16 protein-coding genes are annotated in these 13,994 nt (G+C 69.3%); 10 read left to right on the top strand and 6 right to left on the bottom strand.

What is annotated here, in order from left to right:
• The first annotated feature begins 31 nt into the window (after positions 1-31).
• The 3 genes from P1Y20_RS16575 (at position 32) to panB (ending at position 3,469) form a co-directional block, all read left to right on the top strand.
• A complete protein-coding gene (locus P1Y20_RS16575) occupies positions 32-1,414 on the top strand; it encodes an FAD-binding oxidoreductase (protein WP_304449821.1) in 1,383 nt (460 codons plus the stop codon).
• Between the two features lie 215 nt (positions 1,415-1,629).
• Positions 1,630-2,622: a bile acid:sodium symporter family protein gene (locus tag P1Y20_RS16570; protein WP_304449820.1), complete on the top strand. Its 993-nt coding sequence runs from the start codon at positions 1,630-1,632 to the stop codon at positions 2,620-2,622.
• Positions 2,623-2,692: 70 nt separating this feature from the next.
• Positions 2,693-3,469, top strand: a complete 777-nt coding sequence (panB, locus tag P1Y20_RS16565; protein WP_304449819.1) for a 3-methyl-2-oxobutanoate hydroxymethyltransferase — start codon at positions 2,693-2,695, stop codon at positions 3,467-3,469.
• Here the strand turns inward: panB and P1Y20_RS16560 are convergent, their stop codons facing one another.
• A complete protein-coding gene (locus tag P1Y20_RS16560; protein WP_304449818.1) occupies positions 3,470-4,378 on the bottom strand; it encodes a ketopantoate reductase family protein in 909 nt (302 codons plus the stop codon).
• 111 nt (positions 4,379-4,489) lie between these two features.
• On the opposite strand from P1Y20_RS16560, the gene P1Y20_RS16555 reads away from it, so the two are divergent.
• Both P1Y20_RS16555 and P1Y20_RS16550 read left to right on the top strand, forming a co-directional pair.
• The gene (locus tag P1Y20_RS16555) at positions 4,490-5,329 is read left to right on the top strand and encodes a phosphoenolpyruvate hydrolase family protein (RefSeq protein ID WP_304449817.1); all 840 of its coding nucleotides are present in this window, start codon (positions 4,490-4,492) and stop codon (positions 5,327-5,329) included.
• A gap of 79 nt (positions 5,330-5,408) precedes the next feature.
• Positions 5,409-6,617 (top strand): Tm-1-like ATP-binding domain-containing protein, encoded by a 1,209-nt coding sequence (locus P1Y20_RS16550; protein ID WP_304449816.1) that lies wholly within the window; start codon positions 5,409-5,411, stop codon positions 6,615-6,617.
• A 36-nt stretch (positions 6,618-6,653) separates the two neighbouring features.
• On the opposite strand, the gene P1Y20_RS16545 is transcribed toward P1Y20_RS16550, so the two are convergent.
• Positions 6,654-7,400, bottom strand: a complete 747-nt coding sequence (locus P1Y20_RS16545) for a 3-oxoacyl-ACP reductase family protein (RefSeq protein ID WP_304449815.1) — start codon at positions 7,398-7,400, stop codon at positions 6,654-6,656.
• Between the two features lie 99 nt (positions 7,401-7,499).
• Here P1Y20_RS16545 and P1Y20_RS16540 point away from each other — a divergent pair, with 99 nt between their 5' ends.
• The gene (locus P1Y20_RS16540; RefSeq protein ID WP_304449814.1) at positions 7,500-8,237 is read left to right on the top strand and encodes an MBL fold metallo-hydrolase; all 738 of its coding nucleotides are present in this window, start codon (positions 7,500-7,502) and stop codon (positions 8,235-8,237) included.
• 568 nt (positions 8,238-8,805) lie between these two features.
• Positions 8,806-9,000, top strand: a complete 195-nt coding sequence (locus P1Y20_RS16535; RefSeq protein WP_304449813.1) for a hypothetical protein — start codon at positions 8,806-8,808, stop codon at positions 8,998-9,000.
• A 171-nt stretch (positions 9,001-9,171) separates the two neighbouring features.
• On the opposite strand, the gene P1Y20_RS16530 is transcribed toward P1Y20_RS16535, so the two are convergent.
• From P1Y20_RS16530 to P1Y20_RS16515, 4 genes are all read right to left on the bottom strand, one after another.
• Positions 9,172-9,837 (bottom strand): DUF2270 domain-containing protein, encoded by a 666-nt coding sequence (locus P1Y20_RS16530; protein WP_304449929.1) that lies wholly within the window; start codon positions 9,835-9,837, stop codon positions 9,172-9,174.
• Between the two features lie 242 nt (positions 9,838-10,079).
• Positions 10,080-10,466 (bottom strand): DUF302 domain-containing protein, encoded by a 387-nt coding sequence (locus P1Y20_RS16525; protein ID WP_304449812.1) that lies wholly within the window; start codon positions 10,464-10,466, stop codon positions 10,080-10,082.
• A 49-nt stretch (positions 10,467-10,515) separates the two neighbouring features.
• On the bottom strand, positions 10,516-11,124 hold the full coding sequence (locus P1Y20_RS16520) for a DsrE/DsrF/DrsH-like family protein (protein WP_304449811.1): 609 nt from the start codon (positions 11,122-11,124) through the stop codon (positions 10,516-10,518).
• A 2-nt stretch (positions 11,125-11,126) separates the two neighbouring features.
• Positions 11,127-11,372 carry a sulfurtransferase TusA family protein gene (locus P1Y20_RS16515; RefSeq protein ID WP_304449810.1) on the bottom strand — a complete coding sequence of 82 codons (246 nt, stop codon included), beginning with the start codon at positions 11,370-11,372 and terminating at the stop codon, positions 11,127-11,129.
• A 231-nt stretch (positions 11,373-11,603) separates the two neighbouring features.
• Here P1Y20_RS16515 and P1Y20_RS16510 point away from each other — a divergent pair, with 231 nt between their 5' ends.
• Genes P1Y20_RS16510 through P1Y20_RS16500 form a run of 3 tightly spaced genes read left to right on the top strand, consistent with a single transcriptional unit; the run spans position 11,604 to position 13,787 of the window.
• A complete protein-coding gene (locus P1Y20_RS16510) occupies positions 11,604-12,791 on the top strand; it encodes an MBL fold metallo-hydrolase (RefSeq protein ID WP_304449809.1) in 1,188 nt (395 codons plus the stop codon).
• Between the two features lie 25 nt (positions 12,792-12,816).
• Positions 12,817-13,314: a YeeE/YedE family protein gene (locus tag P1Y20_RS16505; protein ID WP_304449808.1), complete on the top strand. Its 498-nt coding sequence runs from the start codon at positions 12,817-12,819 to the stop codon at positions 13,312-13,314.
• Positions 13,311-13,787 (top strand): DUF6691 family protein, encoded by a 477-nt coding sequence (locus P1Y20_RS16500; RefSeq protein WP_304449807.1) that lies wholly within the window; start codon positions 13,311-13,313, stop codon positions 13,785-13,787. The genes P1Y20_RS16505 and P1Y20_RS16500 overlap by 4 nt, the downstream gene beginning before the upstream one ends.
• Positions 13,788-13,994: the final 207 nt, after the last annotated feature.

Genomic DNA, 13,994 nt, shown 5'->3' with positions numbered 1-13,994 from the left:
GCTTAATATCGCCGCGGGCACCCGTAGGAGCATGACCCACGACTGTTCGTTTCTCGACGACCTGGACCTCGACGGGGCCGTCTCGCGGGGGTCGTCCGACCGGAAGAACCACGCGGGCGACTTCGGGACCCGCGAGGCGGACGAGGTCGAACCGGACGCCGTCGTCTTCGCGGCGTCGACCGCCGACGTCGCGGCGGTCGTCGGAGCCGCCACCGACCACGGCGTGCCGGTCACCCCCTACGCCGCCGGCACCGGTCTCGAATCGAACGCCACCCCCGTCGAGGGGGGTATCAGCCTGAGCACCGTGCGGATGGACACGGTCCTCGAGGTCCGTCCGGACGACCTGCAGGTCGACGTCCAGGCGGGCGTCATCGGCGAGGACGTCAACGAGGCGCTCGCGCGCCACGGGCTGTTCTTCCCGCCGCTGCCGTCCTCGGGGGCCATCTCCACCATCGGGGGGATGATAGCGACCGACGCCTCGGGCCAGCAGACCGTGAAGTACGGCGAGGTCGCGGACTGGGTGCTCGAACTGGAGGTCGTCCTCGCCGACGGGTCGGTCGTCGAACTCGGGAGCAAGGCGGCGAAGACCTCCAGCGGCTACAACCTGAAGGACCTCGTCGTCGGCAGCGAGGGGACGCTCGGCGTCGTCACGCGCGCGACGCTCGAGGTGGCGGGCCGGCCCGAGCAGGTGAAGGGGGGGCGGGCGGTGTTCGCGACGCTCGCCGACGCGACCGAGGCCATCTCCGACGCCGTCACCGCCGGCGTCGACGTCGCGAAGATAGAACTCATCGACGACCGGACCGCCCTGCTCGCGAACACCTACTCCGACACCGACCTCCCGGAGCGACCGATGGCGTTCGTCGAGTTCCACGCGAACCACGGTATCGACGAGGAGATAGCGTTCTGCCGGAGCGTCTTCGACGCGCACGGCCTGGAGGAGATGGAGATCGCGTCGGGCGAGGCGATGGAGCGCCTCTGGCAGGCGCGAAAGGACATCACCTACGCGGCCGAGGAGTACGACCCCGACCTCGACATCGGCCCGCCGGGCGACGTCACCGTCCCCATCAGCCGCTACCCGGAGATGATCTCCGAGGTTCGGGCCGTCGCCGAGCGCTACGACCTGTTCGTCCCCTGTTTCGGCCACGCGGGCGACGGCAACCTCCACTACTTCGTCCTCGCCGACTACGACGACCCCGAGGAGGCCGCCCGCGCCAAGGAGGCCTACGGCGAACTCGTCGAGCGGGCCATCGACCTCGACGGCACCGCGACGGGCGAACACGGCGTCGGCGTCGGCAAGCGCGAGTACCTCGAACTCGAACACGGGGAGGCCGCAGTGGGTGCGATGCGAGCGGTGAAGCAGGCACTCGACCCGAGGAACACCCTCAACCCCGGTAAGGTCATCCCGCCGGAGTAGTCACCCCTCGTCGCCCACGGCTCCCCGCCCTCGACCCCCTTCTCCGCCGCGATGTAGATACTGATAAATACCCCGCTCCGCATCACCGGTGTAGGTACGCTAACACCGGGCAGGGAGCCCGGCGCGACCGGGGTCGAGGACGACACGGTGCTCGCCGTCGACGGGCGACGGTCACCCCCGCCGGTCGTGGCCGACCGCGAACGCACGCTTCACACATGTCACTGCTATCGAAAACCGAACGCGCGTCCGACTTCGTCAACAAGTACTTCGTCGTCTGGGTCGTCGCCGCGTCGGTGCTGGCGCTGTACCGGCCCGACGCCGTCACCTGGATCGGGGCGTACATCTCGCCGCTCCTCGGCGTCGTCATGCTGGGGATGGGGCTCACGCTCACGCCCGCCGACCTCCGGCGCATCGTCGACCGACCGCGGGACGTGTTCATCGGGTCGCTCGCCCAGTGGACGGTCATGCCGCTGGCGGCCTACGGCCTCGTCCAGCTCTTCTCGCTCCCCGCCGAACTCGGCATCGGCCTCATCCTGCTCGGGGCCGCCCCCGGCGGGACGTCCTCGAACGTCATGACCTACCTCGGGAAGGGGGACGTCGCGCTCTCGGTCGCCATCACGTCGCTCACGACCGTCGTCGCCCCGGTCGTGATGCCCGCGTGGGTGTTGCTGCTCGCCGGGACGGAGATACAGGTGACGTTCGCCGAGATGTTCCAGGAGATCGTCTTCATCGTCCTGTTGCCCGTGGTCGCCGGCCTCACGGCCCGTCAGCTACTCGAGCGGGTGGCGCCGACCGCCGCCGAGGCGAGTCTGGCCGTCTTCCCCTCCATCAGCGTCCTCGCCATCGTCGTCATCGTCGCGGCCGTGGTGGGGCTGAACGCCGAGAACATCCTCACGGTCAGCGCCGTCGCGGTCGCGGCCATGGTCGCCCACAACCTCATCGGCCTGTCGTCGGGCTACGCCATCGGCCGGGCGGCGAACATGCCGGAGGACCGCGTCCGCGCCACCGTCTTCGAGGTGGGGTGGCAGAACTCCGGGCTGGCGACCGCCCTGGCCGTCGCCTTCTTCAGCCCGCTGGCCGCGCTCCTCCCGGCGCTGTTCAGCGTCTGGCAACTCGTCCTCGGACCCGCGCTCGCGACCTACTTCGCGCGGAACACCGAGGGCGAGCGAGAGCCGACCCGCGAGAGCGACGCCGTGAGCGTCGACTGACGGCGGGGCCGCCCGCGCGGAACCGCGACGGGCCGGTGGTTATTACTCGCCTCGCCCAGAACGCCCGGGAGTGCCTTCGCTCACGACGCTACAGGAGAAAGCGGCGACCGACGAGCCGATAACGCTGGTGAACGCCTACGACTACGCGACGGCGCGACTCGTCGACCGGAGCGACGTCGACATCGCGCTGGTCGGCGACTCGCTCGGGGTCACGATGCTCGGCTACGACGGGACCGACCGCGTCACCGTCGACGAGATGGTCCACCACGCGAGCGCCGTCAGCCGGGCCGTCGAGGACACCTTCGTCATGGTCGACCTCCCGTTCGGGGCGTACAACGTCACGCCGGCCGAGGCCGTCCGGAACGCGAACCGCCTCAAGAAGGAGAGCGGCGCGGACGCGGTCAAACTCGAGGGCGGGAGCGAGGTGGCGCCGACGGTCGAGGCCATCGACGCCGCCGGCATCACCGTCTTCGGCCACCTGGGCGTCACCCCCCAGACAGACGACGCGACCGACGGCTACGACGTGCACGGCGAGACGTCCGCCGAGGTGAACGAACTCGTCGAGGACGCCCGCGCGGTCGACGCCGCCGGTGCGGCGGGGATGATCCTCGAACTGGTCGACCCCGACGCCGCGGCCACGGTCACCGAGGCGACCGACGGCATCACCCTCGGCATCGGTGCCGGGCCCCACTGCGACGCCCAGGCGGTGACGCTCCACGACCTGCTCGGCCTGCAGGACGTCCTCCCCGAGACGGTCGCCGGACTCCGCGGGACGTTCGGCGACGACATCGTCTCGCACCTCGACGCCTACCACGAGGCCGTCGGGTCGGGCGAGTTCCCCCCCTGACTACGCCCCCTGCGCGAGTCGGACGAGGTCGGCGAGCGTCCGGTTGACCGGGACCGCGAGGTCGTGTCGCGCCGCCCGCCGGACGACGGCGCCGTGGATGCGCTCGACCTCCGTCTCGCGCCCCGCCCGGACGTCCTGGAGCATCGAGGAGGCGTTCGTACCAGTCCGCTCCGCGACGTCGACGACGTGGTCGACGATATCGTCGCGGATAGTACAGCCCTCGTGCCGCGCGACCGCGACCGCCTCGTGTACCGCGGCCTCGACGACGCGTCGACCCTCCTGTGTTCTCGCGAGCGCCCCGTTCTCGACGCGGGCGAGCGCGGTCGGGGCGTTGATGCCGACGTTGACGAGCACCTTCTCCCAGATGTCGTCCCGAATCGCGTCGGACACCGTCGTCGGAAGGCCGGCGGCCGTGAACGCCCCGGCTATCGCGTCGACCCGGTCGTCGTCGTCGACGAAGTACCGGCCGATGCGCGTCGGCCCGCTCCCGGCGTGGAACACCCGCCCCGGCCCTTCGAGCGTCGCGCCGTGGGTCGTCACCCCGGCGACGACGTTGCGCTCGGGGACGTACCCCGCGATGTCCTCGGCGTTGCCGAGGCCGTTCTGGAGCGAGAGCACGTCGACACGCTCGTCCAGCAGCGGTCGCGCGCCGTCGAGGGCGACGTCGGTCTGCGTGCTCTTCACGAAGACGAGCGCCAGGTCGGGTGGCGAGACGGTTCCGGGGTCGGTCGTCGCCCGCACCGGTATCGCCCGTTCCCCGTCGTCGTCGGTGAGTCGCAGGCCGGACTCCTCGATGGTCCGGACGTGTTCCTCCCAGACGTCGACGAGCGTGACGTCGTGTCCCGCCTCGGCGAGCGTCCCGCCGTAGAGCGACCCCATCGCCCCGCTTCCGATGACCGCTATCTCCATGTCACCACTCCTCCCCTGGTGGGCAAAAAACCGTGGCTCACGCGACCGGCCGACACGCGTCCTCGCGAGCGCCCCCCGAACTTATCACGGTCGATGGTGAGGCTCCGAGCGATGTCGAACCGATTCACACGCGAGGAGGCGCTCGACGGACTCCGCGAGACGGTCGCCGAGGGACGCGCTGTCGTCGGCGCGGGGGCCGGGACCGGTATCTCGGCGAAGTTCGCCGAGCGCGGCGGCATCGACCTGCTGATCATCTACAACTCCGGGCGCTACCGGATGGGCGGTCGGGGGTCGCTCGCGGGGCTCCTGCCCTACGGCGACGCCAACGAAATCGTCGTCGAGATGGGCCACGAGGTCCTCCCGGTGGTCGAGGACACGCCGGTGCTCGCCGGCGTGAACGGGACGGACCCGTTCCGACAGATGGACGTGTTCGTCGCCGACCTGAAGCGTCGCGGCTTCTCCGGCGTCCAGAACTTCCCCACGGTCGGTCTCATCGACGAGGACAGCCAGTTCCGGCGGAACCTGGAGGAGACCGGCATGGGGTACGACGAGGAGGTGGCGATGATTCGGGAGGCCAGCGAACAGGGGATGCTCACCTGCCCGTACGTCTTCGACACCGACCAGGCCCGGGCGATGACCGAGGCGGGTGCCGACGTCGTCGTCGCCCACATGGGGCTGACGACGAGCGGCGACATCGGCGCGGAGACCTCGCTGGACCTCGACACCGCCGCCGACCGGGTGCAGGCGATTCACGACGCGGCGACAGACGTCGAAGACGACGTGCTGGTCATCTGCCACGGCGGCCCCATCGCCTGGCCCGACGACGCGAGACACGTCCTCGACAACACCGAGGGCGTCGTCGGCTTCTTCGGCGCGTCCAGCATCGAACGCCTCCCGACCGAGGCGGCCATCGAGAACCAGGCCCGCGAGTTCACGGAGATAGAGCTATGAGCACCGACCGCCGTTCCGTCTCCCCGGTAGCGTTCCTCTCGTCGGTCGATGCAGGGGATATCGTGGGAGGTGAGTCCCCGTGAGCGTCGTCGTCGTCGGAACGCTCGATACGAAGGGTGAGGAGGTCGCGTTCGCTCGCGACGTCCTCGAAGCGCAGGGTATCGACGTCCACGTCGTCGACGTGGGCGTCGTGGGCGACCCGGAGTTCCCGCCGGACACCGACGCCGAGACCGTCGCCGAGGCCGGCGGCGGCGACCTCCGGTCGCTTCGAGACGCCGGTGACCGCGGTGCGGCGATGGACGTGATGGGGGACGGCGCCGCGGACATCGCGCAGCGACTCCACGAGGAGGGCACCCTGGACGGTATCCTCGGCCTCGGCGGGTCGGGCAACACCTCCATCGCGACGGCGGCGATGCGGGCGCTCCCGGTCGGCGTCCCGAAACTGATGGTGTCGACGATGGCGTCGGGCGACGTCGAACCCTACGTCGGCTCCACGGACGTCACGATGATGTACTCGGTCGCGGACATCGAGGGACTGAACCGGCTCTCGCGGCGCGTCATCGCGAACGCGGCGCTGGCGCTGGCCGGCATGGTCGACCGCGAGGCCGACGTCGCCGTCGAGGAGCGTCCGACGGTCGCTATCACCATGTTCGGCGTCACGACGCCGTGTGTCCAGCGCGCCCGGGAGTACCTCGAAGCCGAGGGGTACGAGACCATCGTCTTCCACGCGACCGGGTCCGGCGGCCGGGCCATGGAGGACCTGGTCCGACAGGGGGTCGTCGACGGCGTCCTCGACGTGACGACGACGGAGTGGGCCGACGAACACGTCGGCGGCGTGCTCGCCGCCGGGCCGGACCGCCTCGACGCACCCGGCGAGGTGGGCGTCCCCCACGTGGTCTCGGTGGGGGCGCTCGACATGGTGAACTTCGGTCCGCCGGAGTCCGTCCCCGAGCGGTTCGAGGGACGGACGTTCTACCAGCACAACCCGCAGGTGACGTTGATGCGGACGACGCCCGAGGAGGCGGCCGAACTCGGCGGTATCATCGCGGAGAAGGTGAACGACGCGACCGGCCCGGTCGCGGTGTACCTCCCGCTCGACGGCGTCTCGGCGCTGGACGCCGAGGGCGATGCCTTCCACGACCCCGAGGCGGACGAGGCGCTGTTCGACGCGCTCCGGGAGGGCCTCGCCCCCGACGTCGACCTCGTCGAACTCGACGCGCACGTCAACGACGAGGCGTTCGCGCTGGCGCTCGCCCGGCGGCTGGACGAGTTCGTACGCGAGGGGTGAGCGGGCCCCTCTGGTCGAGTCCCGCCCCCGCCCGACTCAGTGCATCGCGTCGCCGCCGTCGGGGCTGAGCGTCTGGCCAGTGTAGTAGCTCCCGCCGTCGCCGGCGAGGAGCACCGCGGTCGGTACGACTTCGTCGACGGTCCCGATTCGACCGAGCGGGACCTCGGCTTCCTTCTCCTCGCGCCACTCCTCGGTCGTGTCGTCGAGGAGGTCCGTCTCGATGGGGCCGGGCGCGATGGCGTTGACCTGAACGTCCGGGGCGACCTCGCGGGCGAGCGCGCGTGTGAAGCCGATGACGCCGCCCTTCGCGGCCGAGTAGTGCGTGAGCTCCGCGGCGCCCTTGATGCCCAACTGCGAGGCGACGTTGATGACCCGACCGTGGCCCTGCTCCAGCATCCCCTCGATGGCGAAGCGCGTCACGAGGAAGGTCCCGCGGAGGTCGACCGACATCGTCCGGTCCCACGTCTCCACGTCCATCTCGTCGAGCGTCGACGGCTCGAGGACGCCGGCGTTGTTGACGAGGACGTCGAGGCCGCCGAACTCCGTCTCGACGTGGTCGACGAGGTCGCGCGCCTCGGCCTCGTCGCTCACGTCGGCCTGTACGGCGACCGCGCGGCCGCCGGCGTCGGTTATCGCGTCGACGGTCTCCTCGGCGGCCTCGTCGTCCGAGTGGTAGTTCACGGCGACCGCGGCCCCCTCGCGGCCGAACGCCTCAGCGATGCCGCGGCCGATACCGCGCGAGCCGCCGGTGACCAGTGCCGCCGTGTCGTCGAGCGTTCCCATGTCCCGACGGTCGACCGTCACCGCCTTAGTTCGACTGGCGGCGGCGACCCGCTCCGGCAAACGGGAGCACTTACCCCCGACAGGGCGATGGTGGCCACCATGGCGACCATCACGTTCGCGGGCTCCGGCGACACGGTCGGGAGTGGCGGTCGACTCCAGACCTGCATCCACGTGGCGACCGACGAGTCGCGGTTCCTGCTCGACTGCGGCGCCTCCTCGCTGCCGGCGCTGAAACGAGAGGGCGTCGACCCGAACACGGTAGACGCGATATTCCTCACCCACCTCCACGGCGACCACTTCGGCGGCATCCCGTTTTTCGTCCTCGACGCACAACTGGTGTCGAAGCGCGAGGCCCCCCTGCTCGTGGCCGGGCCGCCCGGGACCGAGACGCGAGTCGAAGCCGCGATGGACGTCCTCTTTCCCGGCCTCTCCGAGGTCGAGCAGGCGTTCGACGTCACCTACCGCGAGTACGGGGCGGGCGAGTCGGTGGTCGACGAGGACGTCGAGGTGACCCCCTTCGAGGTGGTCCACCCCAGCGGTGCACCGGCGTACGCCCTGCGAGCCGCGTTCGACGGGCGGGTTCTCACCTACTCCGGGGACACGGAGTGGACCGAGTCGCTCGCGGCCGCCGCCCGCGGCGCGGACCTGTTCGTCTGTGAGGCGTACTTCTACGAGAAGTCCGTCCCGTATCACCTCGACTACGCGACGCTCCGCTCGCACCTCGGGACGCTCGACTGCGACCGCGTCGTCCTCACGCACATGAGCGAGGACATGCTGGCGAGGCGCTCCGAGGTCGACCTCGAGTGCGCCGAGGACGGGACGAGACTCACGCTGTAGGTCCAGAGCGCGTCTCCGGGAGCGGGCGGAGCGACTGGACGACCCGAGCAGCACGGAGGCCACCGCGCCCCGGGACCGGACGCGAGAGCGACGGCCGCCGCAGCACTCGCAGCGACCGTTCGGAACGTGGCTGCTGCTGTTCCGCACAGCGAGCGTCATGAGCCAGACGGACCGCTACGAGCGATGTCGGGACGGAGGCGCTGACTGACACACCGCTCCTGGGCGTCTGGCTGTGTTTCGGCGGGATTCGGCGCCGCAGTCGGCTCTCTACTCGGTCTCGCGGTCGGCGCCGGCCTCCGGGTAGCGATGCGCGATGGGTTCACCGACGCGAAGTCCGGCGGCGACGTGTGAACCCTGTCCCAGGTGTTCCGTTCGACCGACGGTAGCGACCGGACCACTCCCGTATCGTTCAGCGCCCGATAACGGGACGTCGACCCGTGGACGACGCGCGTTTCGGCACGATGCTGATATTCGATTGTAAACACCTCGCCACAGTCACGACGCCGACGCTGACAGTCTTTCTCACCGATACCCTCGGATTTATGTGTGGTTGTTCGAAGTGCGTGTTATGAGCTCTCCGTTCGAGAACCCGATCGTTCGGTACGGAATCGGACTCTGTAGCGCGTCGATACTCGTAATCGTCGCCTTCACCCTCGTCGACGGCACGACCCGCTGGGTCATCCTCGGGCTCGCAGTCGTGGAACTCCTCGTTCTCCCTCCGTTCCTGAAGTACGCTCAGGAACAGAACGAGCAGTCGGCGTAAGGAAACACGACACTACGACGACCGTCGCGACCGCCGCGCCGCCCATCGTGGGCGGCCAGCCGAAACGTCGGCGTACCAGCCGAGCGATGCGACGGTCGTCGTCCGCTCGGCGTGCGCGAGGTCCCTCTGGATATCCCCTCGCGCGTCCTCCACGCCCAGCGACCGGCGGCGTCACTCGATGTCGTTCCAGGCACCGACGTCGCTCCGCCGTAGTTCACCGGTCGCCTGCCAGACGCGCGGCCGGAACGTGATGGCGACGAGCACCGCGTAGAAGGCCCCGACGAGACCGGCGGTGGCCAGTCCGGACACGGAACCGACCGCCGCGCTCGCGGGCCACCCGCTCCCGGTCGTCGGGGTGACGAGGACGCGGAACAGCCACGCCGCGAGCAGGACCGTGAACAGCGGGAGATACACCCGCCGAAGGCGGTGGGCGGTGGCCTCCTCGTAGGAGATCTTCGCGCGCGGTTCGCGGTAGTCCCGCGAGAGACGCGGGCGCCAGTCCGGGTCCTCGATACCCTGCGAGGGGTCTAGCGAGTACGCGAACACGTTCCGCTGGAGCATCCGAACCCGGGACCGCCACATGTCGTAGCCCCGGTAGCGACGGGCCTCGATGACGAGGAAGATGGTCACCATCACCACGCCGACGAGGATGACGTAGTGTGGCCGGGTGGCACTGGAGAAGGCGTAGGTGAGGATGGCCGCGATGAGCGTCACCGCCCAGTTCGACGTCCGGTCGAGTCGCTCGCGCCACAGTTTCATCCGGTGGATCTCGCCCCGGTAGAGGTGTGCCATCGCCGACCCGGGGGCGCTCGACTCCTCGAAGAACCCCCGCCCCATCGTCCGGGCCGCTTCGCTCACCGCGTCGAACGACTCGTCGCGGTCGTACCCCTCCTCGGGGTCCGACGGTTCGTCTCGCGTCGAATTCGGGTCGGAGTCTGTGTCGGTCATGGGGTGTATCGTGGCTCGATGTCCTGAACGCTCTTTCGGCAGCCGGGGTGTCCGTTCGCGCCTCCCGTTCGCTTCGGGTCGCGGCGATGTCGCGGCGAGGTCGGCCGTTCAGACGAGCCGACGTGAGGCGCTCACAGCGACTCGAGGACGCGCTCGAACCGGGTCGAGACGTCGGCCGCTATCGGGTCGAGGTCGGGGTTGTCGGTGATACCGATGAGTGCCGAGGGGTCGACCGCGCTCACCGTGACCTGTCTGTCGTCGGCCTCGTAGACGACGACGTTGCACGGGAGGAGCGCCCCGAGGTCGGGTTCCGCCTGGAGTCCCTCGAAGGCGAGTCCCGGGTTGCAGGCGCCGAGGATGCGATACTGGCGGAACTCCTCGTCGAGCTTCTCCGCGAACGTCGCCCGCACGTCGATGTCGCAGAGGACGCCGAACCCCTCGTCCTCGAGCGCGTCGACCGTCCGTTCGACGGCGTCGTCGAACGATTCGTTCACGTCCGTTCGTGTCGTGTAGTTCATGATGTGTGGGTGTGTGTCTCGGTGGTGAGTCGTGTACTGGGCGGTGTGGTCAGACGAGGAGCTGGACGTCCGCGTCGGTCATGCGCTGGAGCGCGGTCGCCGCGCCCACGCCGGTCGTGACGCCGTCGTAGAAGTCGTCCTCGTCGTAGCCCATCAGTTCGATGGTCATCTGGCACGCCTGCAGGTCGACCCCCTGGTCGAGGGACACGTCGATCAGTTCCTCGATGGTCGCCGTGCCGTTGTCCGCGATCTTCCGGTTCATCATGCGCGTCGCCATCGAGTCCATCCCCGGCAGCGCCGCCACCGCGTTCGGGACGGGCATGCTCGGGTTGCCGACGGCGCTCAGTTTGAGGTTCTTGGACTTCTCCTCGTGGAGGATGTCGAGCCCCCAGAACGTGTGGAAGACGGTCACGTTCCAGCCGAAGGCGGCGGCGGTGCTGGCGAGGATGAGCGGCGGGTACGCCATGTCGAGCGTCCCCTTCGTCGCGACGATGACCATCGAGGTCTCGTCGTCCCCGCTCTCGTCTCTGAGGTCCGCGACCTCCTCGCGTAGTGCGTCGATCTCGGCCGCGAGTTCGGCCGCGGTCTCGTCGTCGAACGCGTCGGTCCGCTCCGCGGCGGCCTCCGTCGACGAACGTTCGGACGTGTCCGTGCTCATGGTCACGCCGTCCTGCGCACGTAGTGTTTGAACACGTCGGCGTCCTCCTCCTGACCGAGGAGTTCGACGCTGTCGGTGGCCTCCGCCCAGCCAGCGATGTCGCTCACGCTGCCGGAGTCGGTGGCGAGCACCTCCAGTACGTCGCCCTCACTCAGGTCGTCGATAGCTCCCTTGGTCTTCACGACCGGCATCGGGCACGATTCGCCTTTCACGTCGAGCGTCTCGGTGACTGTGTATTCCGTACTCATAGTGGATTCGCCTGTTCCGTATTGGGCTTACAGCACCATACTCGTGTGTCGGTAAAAAGCTTGTCGGTCCGTGGGAAAACTAAGCACGAGTAGCTCAGAGTGTGCTGGCTATGGACGGCGTGTAGCGCCTCGTAGACGCGTTTCTGGCCACGGAGGGAGAAATAGTATTGTACTATAGTGGAATTACTCTCCGAACCCTTATGTACGAGCGGCCAGTAGCAGGGGGTACAGATGGACGATACGTTTCCCGACCCGGACGCGGACGTGGCATCGGTCGCCCCCGAGACGCTCAAGCGGCGCATCGACGACGGCGAGCCCGTAACGCTCCTCGACGTGCGTGCGACGAGCGAGTTCGAGGAGTGGCACATCGACGGCGACTCGGTGGAGGTCGTCAACGTCTCCTACTTCGAACTGCTCGAGGGGGTCGACGACCACCTCGACCGTATCCCCGCGGGCGACCCGACGGTCGTCGTCTGCGCGAAGGGCGGGTCGAGCGAGTACGTCGCCGGGCAACTGGTCGACGCGGGCCGCGACGCCGTGAACCTCGAACGCGGGATGCAGGGCTGGGCGCGTCTCTACGAGTACCACGAACTGGCCGTCGACACGGACGCGACGGTCGCGCAGTACCAGCGACCCTCCAGTGGCTGCCTGGCCTACATGGTCGTCAGCGACGGCGAGGCCGCCGTCGTCGACCCCCTCCGGGCGTTCGTCCACGAGTACGTTCAGGACGCCCGTGCGATGGGCGCCGAGGTCACCTACGCGCTCGACACGCACGTCCACGCCGACCACGTGAGCGGCGCCCGCGAACTCGCCGCCGAGACGGGCGCTCGCGTCGTCCTCCCCGAACCGGCGGTCGAGCGCGGCGTCGAGTACGACGTCGATTACGAGACCGTCGCCGACGGCGACGTGCTCTCGATCGGTGACGTCGAGGTCGACGTGCTCCACACGCCCGGTCACACCTCCGGGATGACCTCCTACCTCGTCGACGGCTCGGTGCTCCTCACCGGCGACGGACTGTTCACCGAGAGCGTCGCCCGTCCCGACCTCGAGGGCGCCGACGAAGAGGCGGCCCGCGCGGCCGCCGGCGAACTGCACGAGACGCTCCAGTCGACCGTGCTGTCCCTCGACGACGACGTGCTGGTCGCGCCCGCACACTTCAGTGACGCCGCGACCGCCCGGGCGGACGGGACGCACACCGCACGCCTCGGCGACCTGGTCGAGCGGATGGACGCGCTGTCGATGGACCGCGAGTCGTTCGTCGAGTTCATCCTCTCGGACATGCCCCCGCGCCCGGCGAACTACGAGGAGATCATCGCGACGAACCTCGGTCGACGGGACACGGCCGACGAGGAGGCGTTCGAACTCGAACTGGGCCCGAACAACTGCGCCGCGAGCAGCGACGCGATGACGAGCGACTGACCATGGAGGCGCTCCGCACGAACCAATGACGCTCTCACCACTCCCGCTGGTCGCGCTGGCGGAGCTGTTCCCGCGAGGTATCGCCCAGTACGCCGCGGGCGGACTGCTCATCGGACTCGGCGTCGCGACCATCTACCTCGGGACCGGCATCATCGCGGGCGCGAGTACGTTCCTCGAGTCCACGCTGTCGTACGTCTCGGACGTCCCCCGGTTCAACCGGGCGAAGTACCTCGCCTCGCGCGACTGGCGCGTCGTCTTCACCGCCGGCATCGTCGGCGGCGCCGCGGTGTACGCCCTCGCGTTCGGCGAGTTCGGCTGGACGACTGAGGTCCAGCCGTGGCGGCTGTTCGTCGGGGGCGTCCTCGTCGGCGTCGGCACGCGCCTCGGGAAGGGGTGTACCTCCGGCCACGGCGTCTGCGGGGTCGGGTCGCTCTCCGGGACCTCACTGGTCAACGTCGCGACGTTCATGGCCGTCGCCATCGGGACGGCGCAGGTCGTCGCCGCGCTGGGGGTGACGCCGTGAGCGCCGACGACGACGGGCGCGGTCTCGCGTTCACCCTCGTGGTCCTCCTGGGCGGCCTGGTCTTCGGCTTCGGCCTCGCCCTCAGCGGGATGGCGAAACCCGAAATCGTTCTGGACTTCCTCCAGTTCGAGGACCTCGGTCTGCTGTTCGTGATGGGCGGTGCCGCCGTCGTCTCGGCCCTCACGTTCTTCGGCGCGACGCGGTTCCTCGACCGCGCGCCGCTCACCGGCCGCGGCTACACCCGCCGCCTGAAGACGATGGACCGGAACGTCCCCATCGGCGGGGTCGTCTTCGGCGTCGGCTGGGGGCTCTCGGGTATCTGTCCGGGCGCCGCGTACGCGAGCGTCGGTATCGGGAACCTCACTATCCTCTGGGCCATCGCCGGGATGTTCCTCGGCGCCTACGTCCAGGGGTTCGCCCGCTCCTCCGGGACGGACGAGACCGACACGGTGGACACCGTCTCCACCGACTGACGCACGCCTCTCGCGACGGTCGGACGCGGACGCTCCTCGCGATTAATATTGCATAACTGCTGAATCATTAGGTGTGGACTCAGTGACGACGCCGTTCGGAGTCGAACGCGCGAACGGCCGACGGGGAGCGACGACAACGGGGCGGTTCGTGCCGGGAGGCTACTCACACCGACCGTCGACGCCGGTTTCGTCGGTCGCCCCGTCGGG

The organism is Halomarina ordinaria, from assembly GCF_030553305.1.
In the GTDB taxonomy this organism is placed as follows: Archaea; Halobacteriota; Halobacteria; order Halobacteriales; family Haloarculaceae; genus Halomarina; species Halomarina ordinaria.
This window is presented reverse-complemented; position numbering and strand designations above follow the sequence as displayed.

Excerpts from the sequence above, each read along its gene's own strand:
- P1Y20_RS16560 (WP_304449818.1), bottom strand. The coding sequence starts at position 4,378 with ATGGAGATAGCGGTCATCGGAAGCGGGGCGATGGGGTCGCTCTACGGC.
- P1Y20_RS16545 (WP_304449815.1), bottom strand. The coding sequence starts at position 7,400 with ATGGGAACGCTCGACGACACGGCGGCACTGGTCACCGGCGGCTCGCGC.
- P1Y20_RS16505 (WP_304449808.1), top strand. The coding sequence starts at position 12,817 with ATGACGCTCTCACCACTCCCGCTGGTCGCGCTGGCGGAGCTGTTCCCG.
- P1Y20_RS16570 (WP_304449820.1), top strand. The coding sequence starts at position 1,630 with ATGTCACTGCTATCGAAAACCGAACGCGCGTCCGACTTCGTCAACAAG.
- P1Y20_RS16535 (WP_304449813.1), top strand. The coding sequence starts at position 8,806 with ATGAGCTCTCCGTTCGAGAACCCGATCGTTCGGTACGGAATCGGACTC.
- P1Y20_RS16530 (WP_304449929.1), bottom strand. The coding sequence starts at position 9,837 with ATGGGGCGGGGGTTCTTCGAGGAGTCGAGCGCCCCCGGGTCGGCGATG.
- P1Y20_RS16540 (WP_304449814.1), top strand. The coding sequence starts at position 7,500 with ATGGCGACCATCACGTTCGCGGGCTCCGGCGACACGGTCGGGAGTGGC.
- P1Y20_RS16555 (WP_304449817.1), top strand. The coding sequence starts at position 4,490 with ATGTCGAACCGATTCACACGCGAGGAGGCGCTCGACGGACTCCGCGAG.
- P1Y20_RS16575 (WP_304449821.1), top strand. The coding sequence starts at position 32 with ATGACCCACGACTGTTCGTTTCTCGACGACCTGGACCTCGACGGGGCC.
- P1Y20_RS16515 (WP_304449810.1), bottom strand. The coding sequence starts at position 11,372 with ATGAGTACGGAATACACAGTCACCGAGACGCTCGACGTGAAAGGCGAA.
- P1Y20_RS16525 (WP_304449812.1), bottom strand. The coding sequence starts at position 10,466 with ATGAACTACACGACACGAACGGACGTGAACGAATCGTTCGACGACGCC.
- P1Y20_RS16520 (WP_304449811.1), bottom strand. The coding sequence starts at position 11,124 with ATGAGCACGGACACGTCCGAACGTTCGTCGACGGAGGCCGCCGCGGAG.
- P1Y20_RS16510 (WP_304449809.1), top strand. The coding sequence starts at position 11,604 with ATGGACGATACGTTTCCCGACCCGGACGCGGACGTGGCATCGGTCGCC.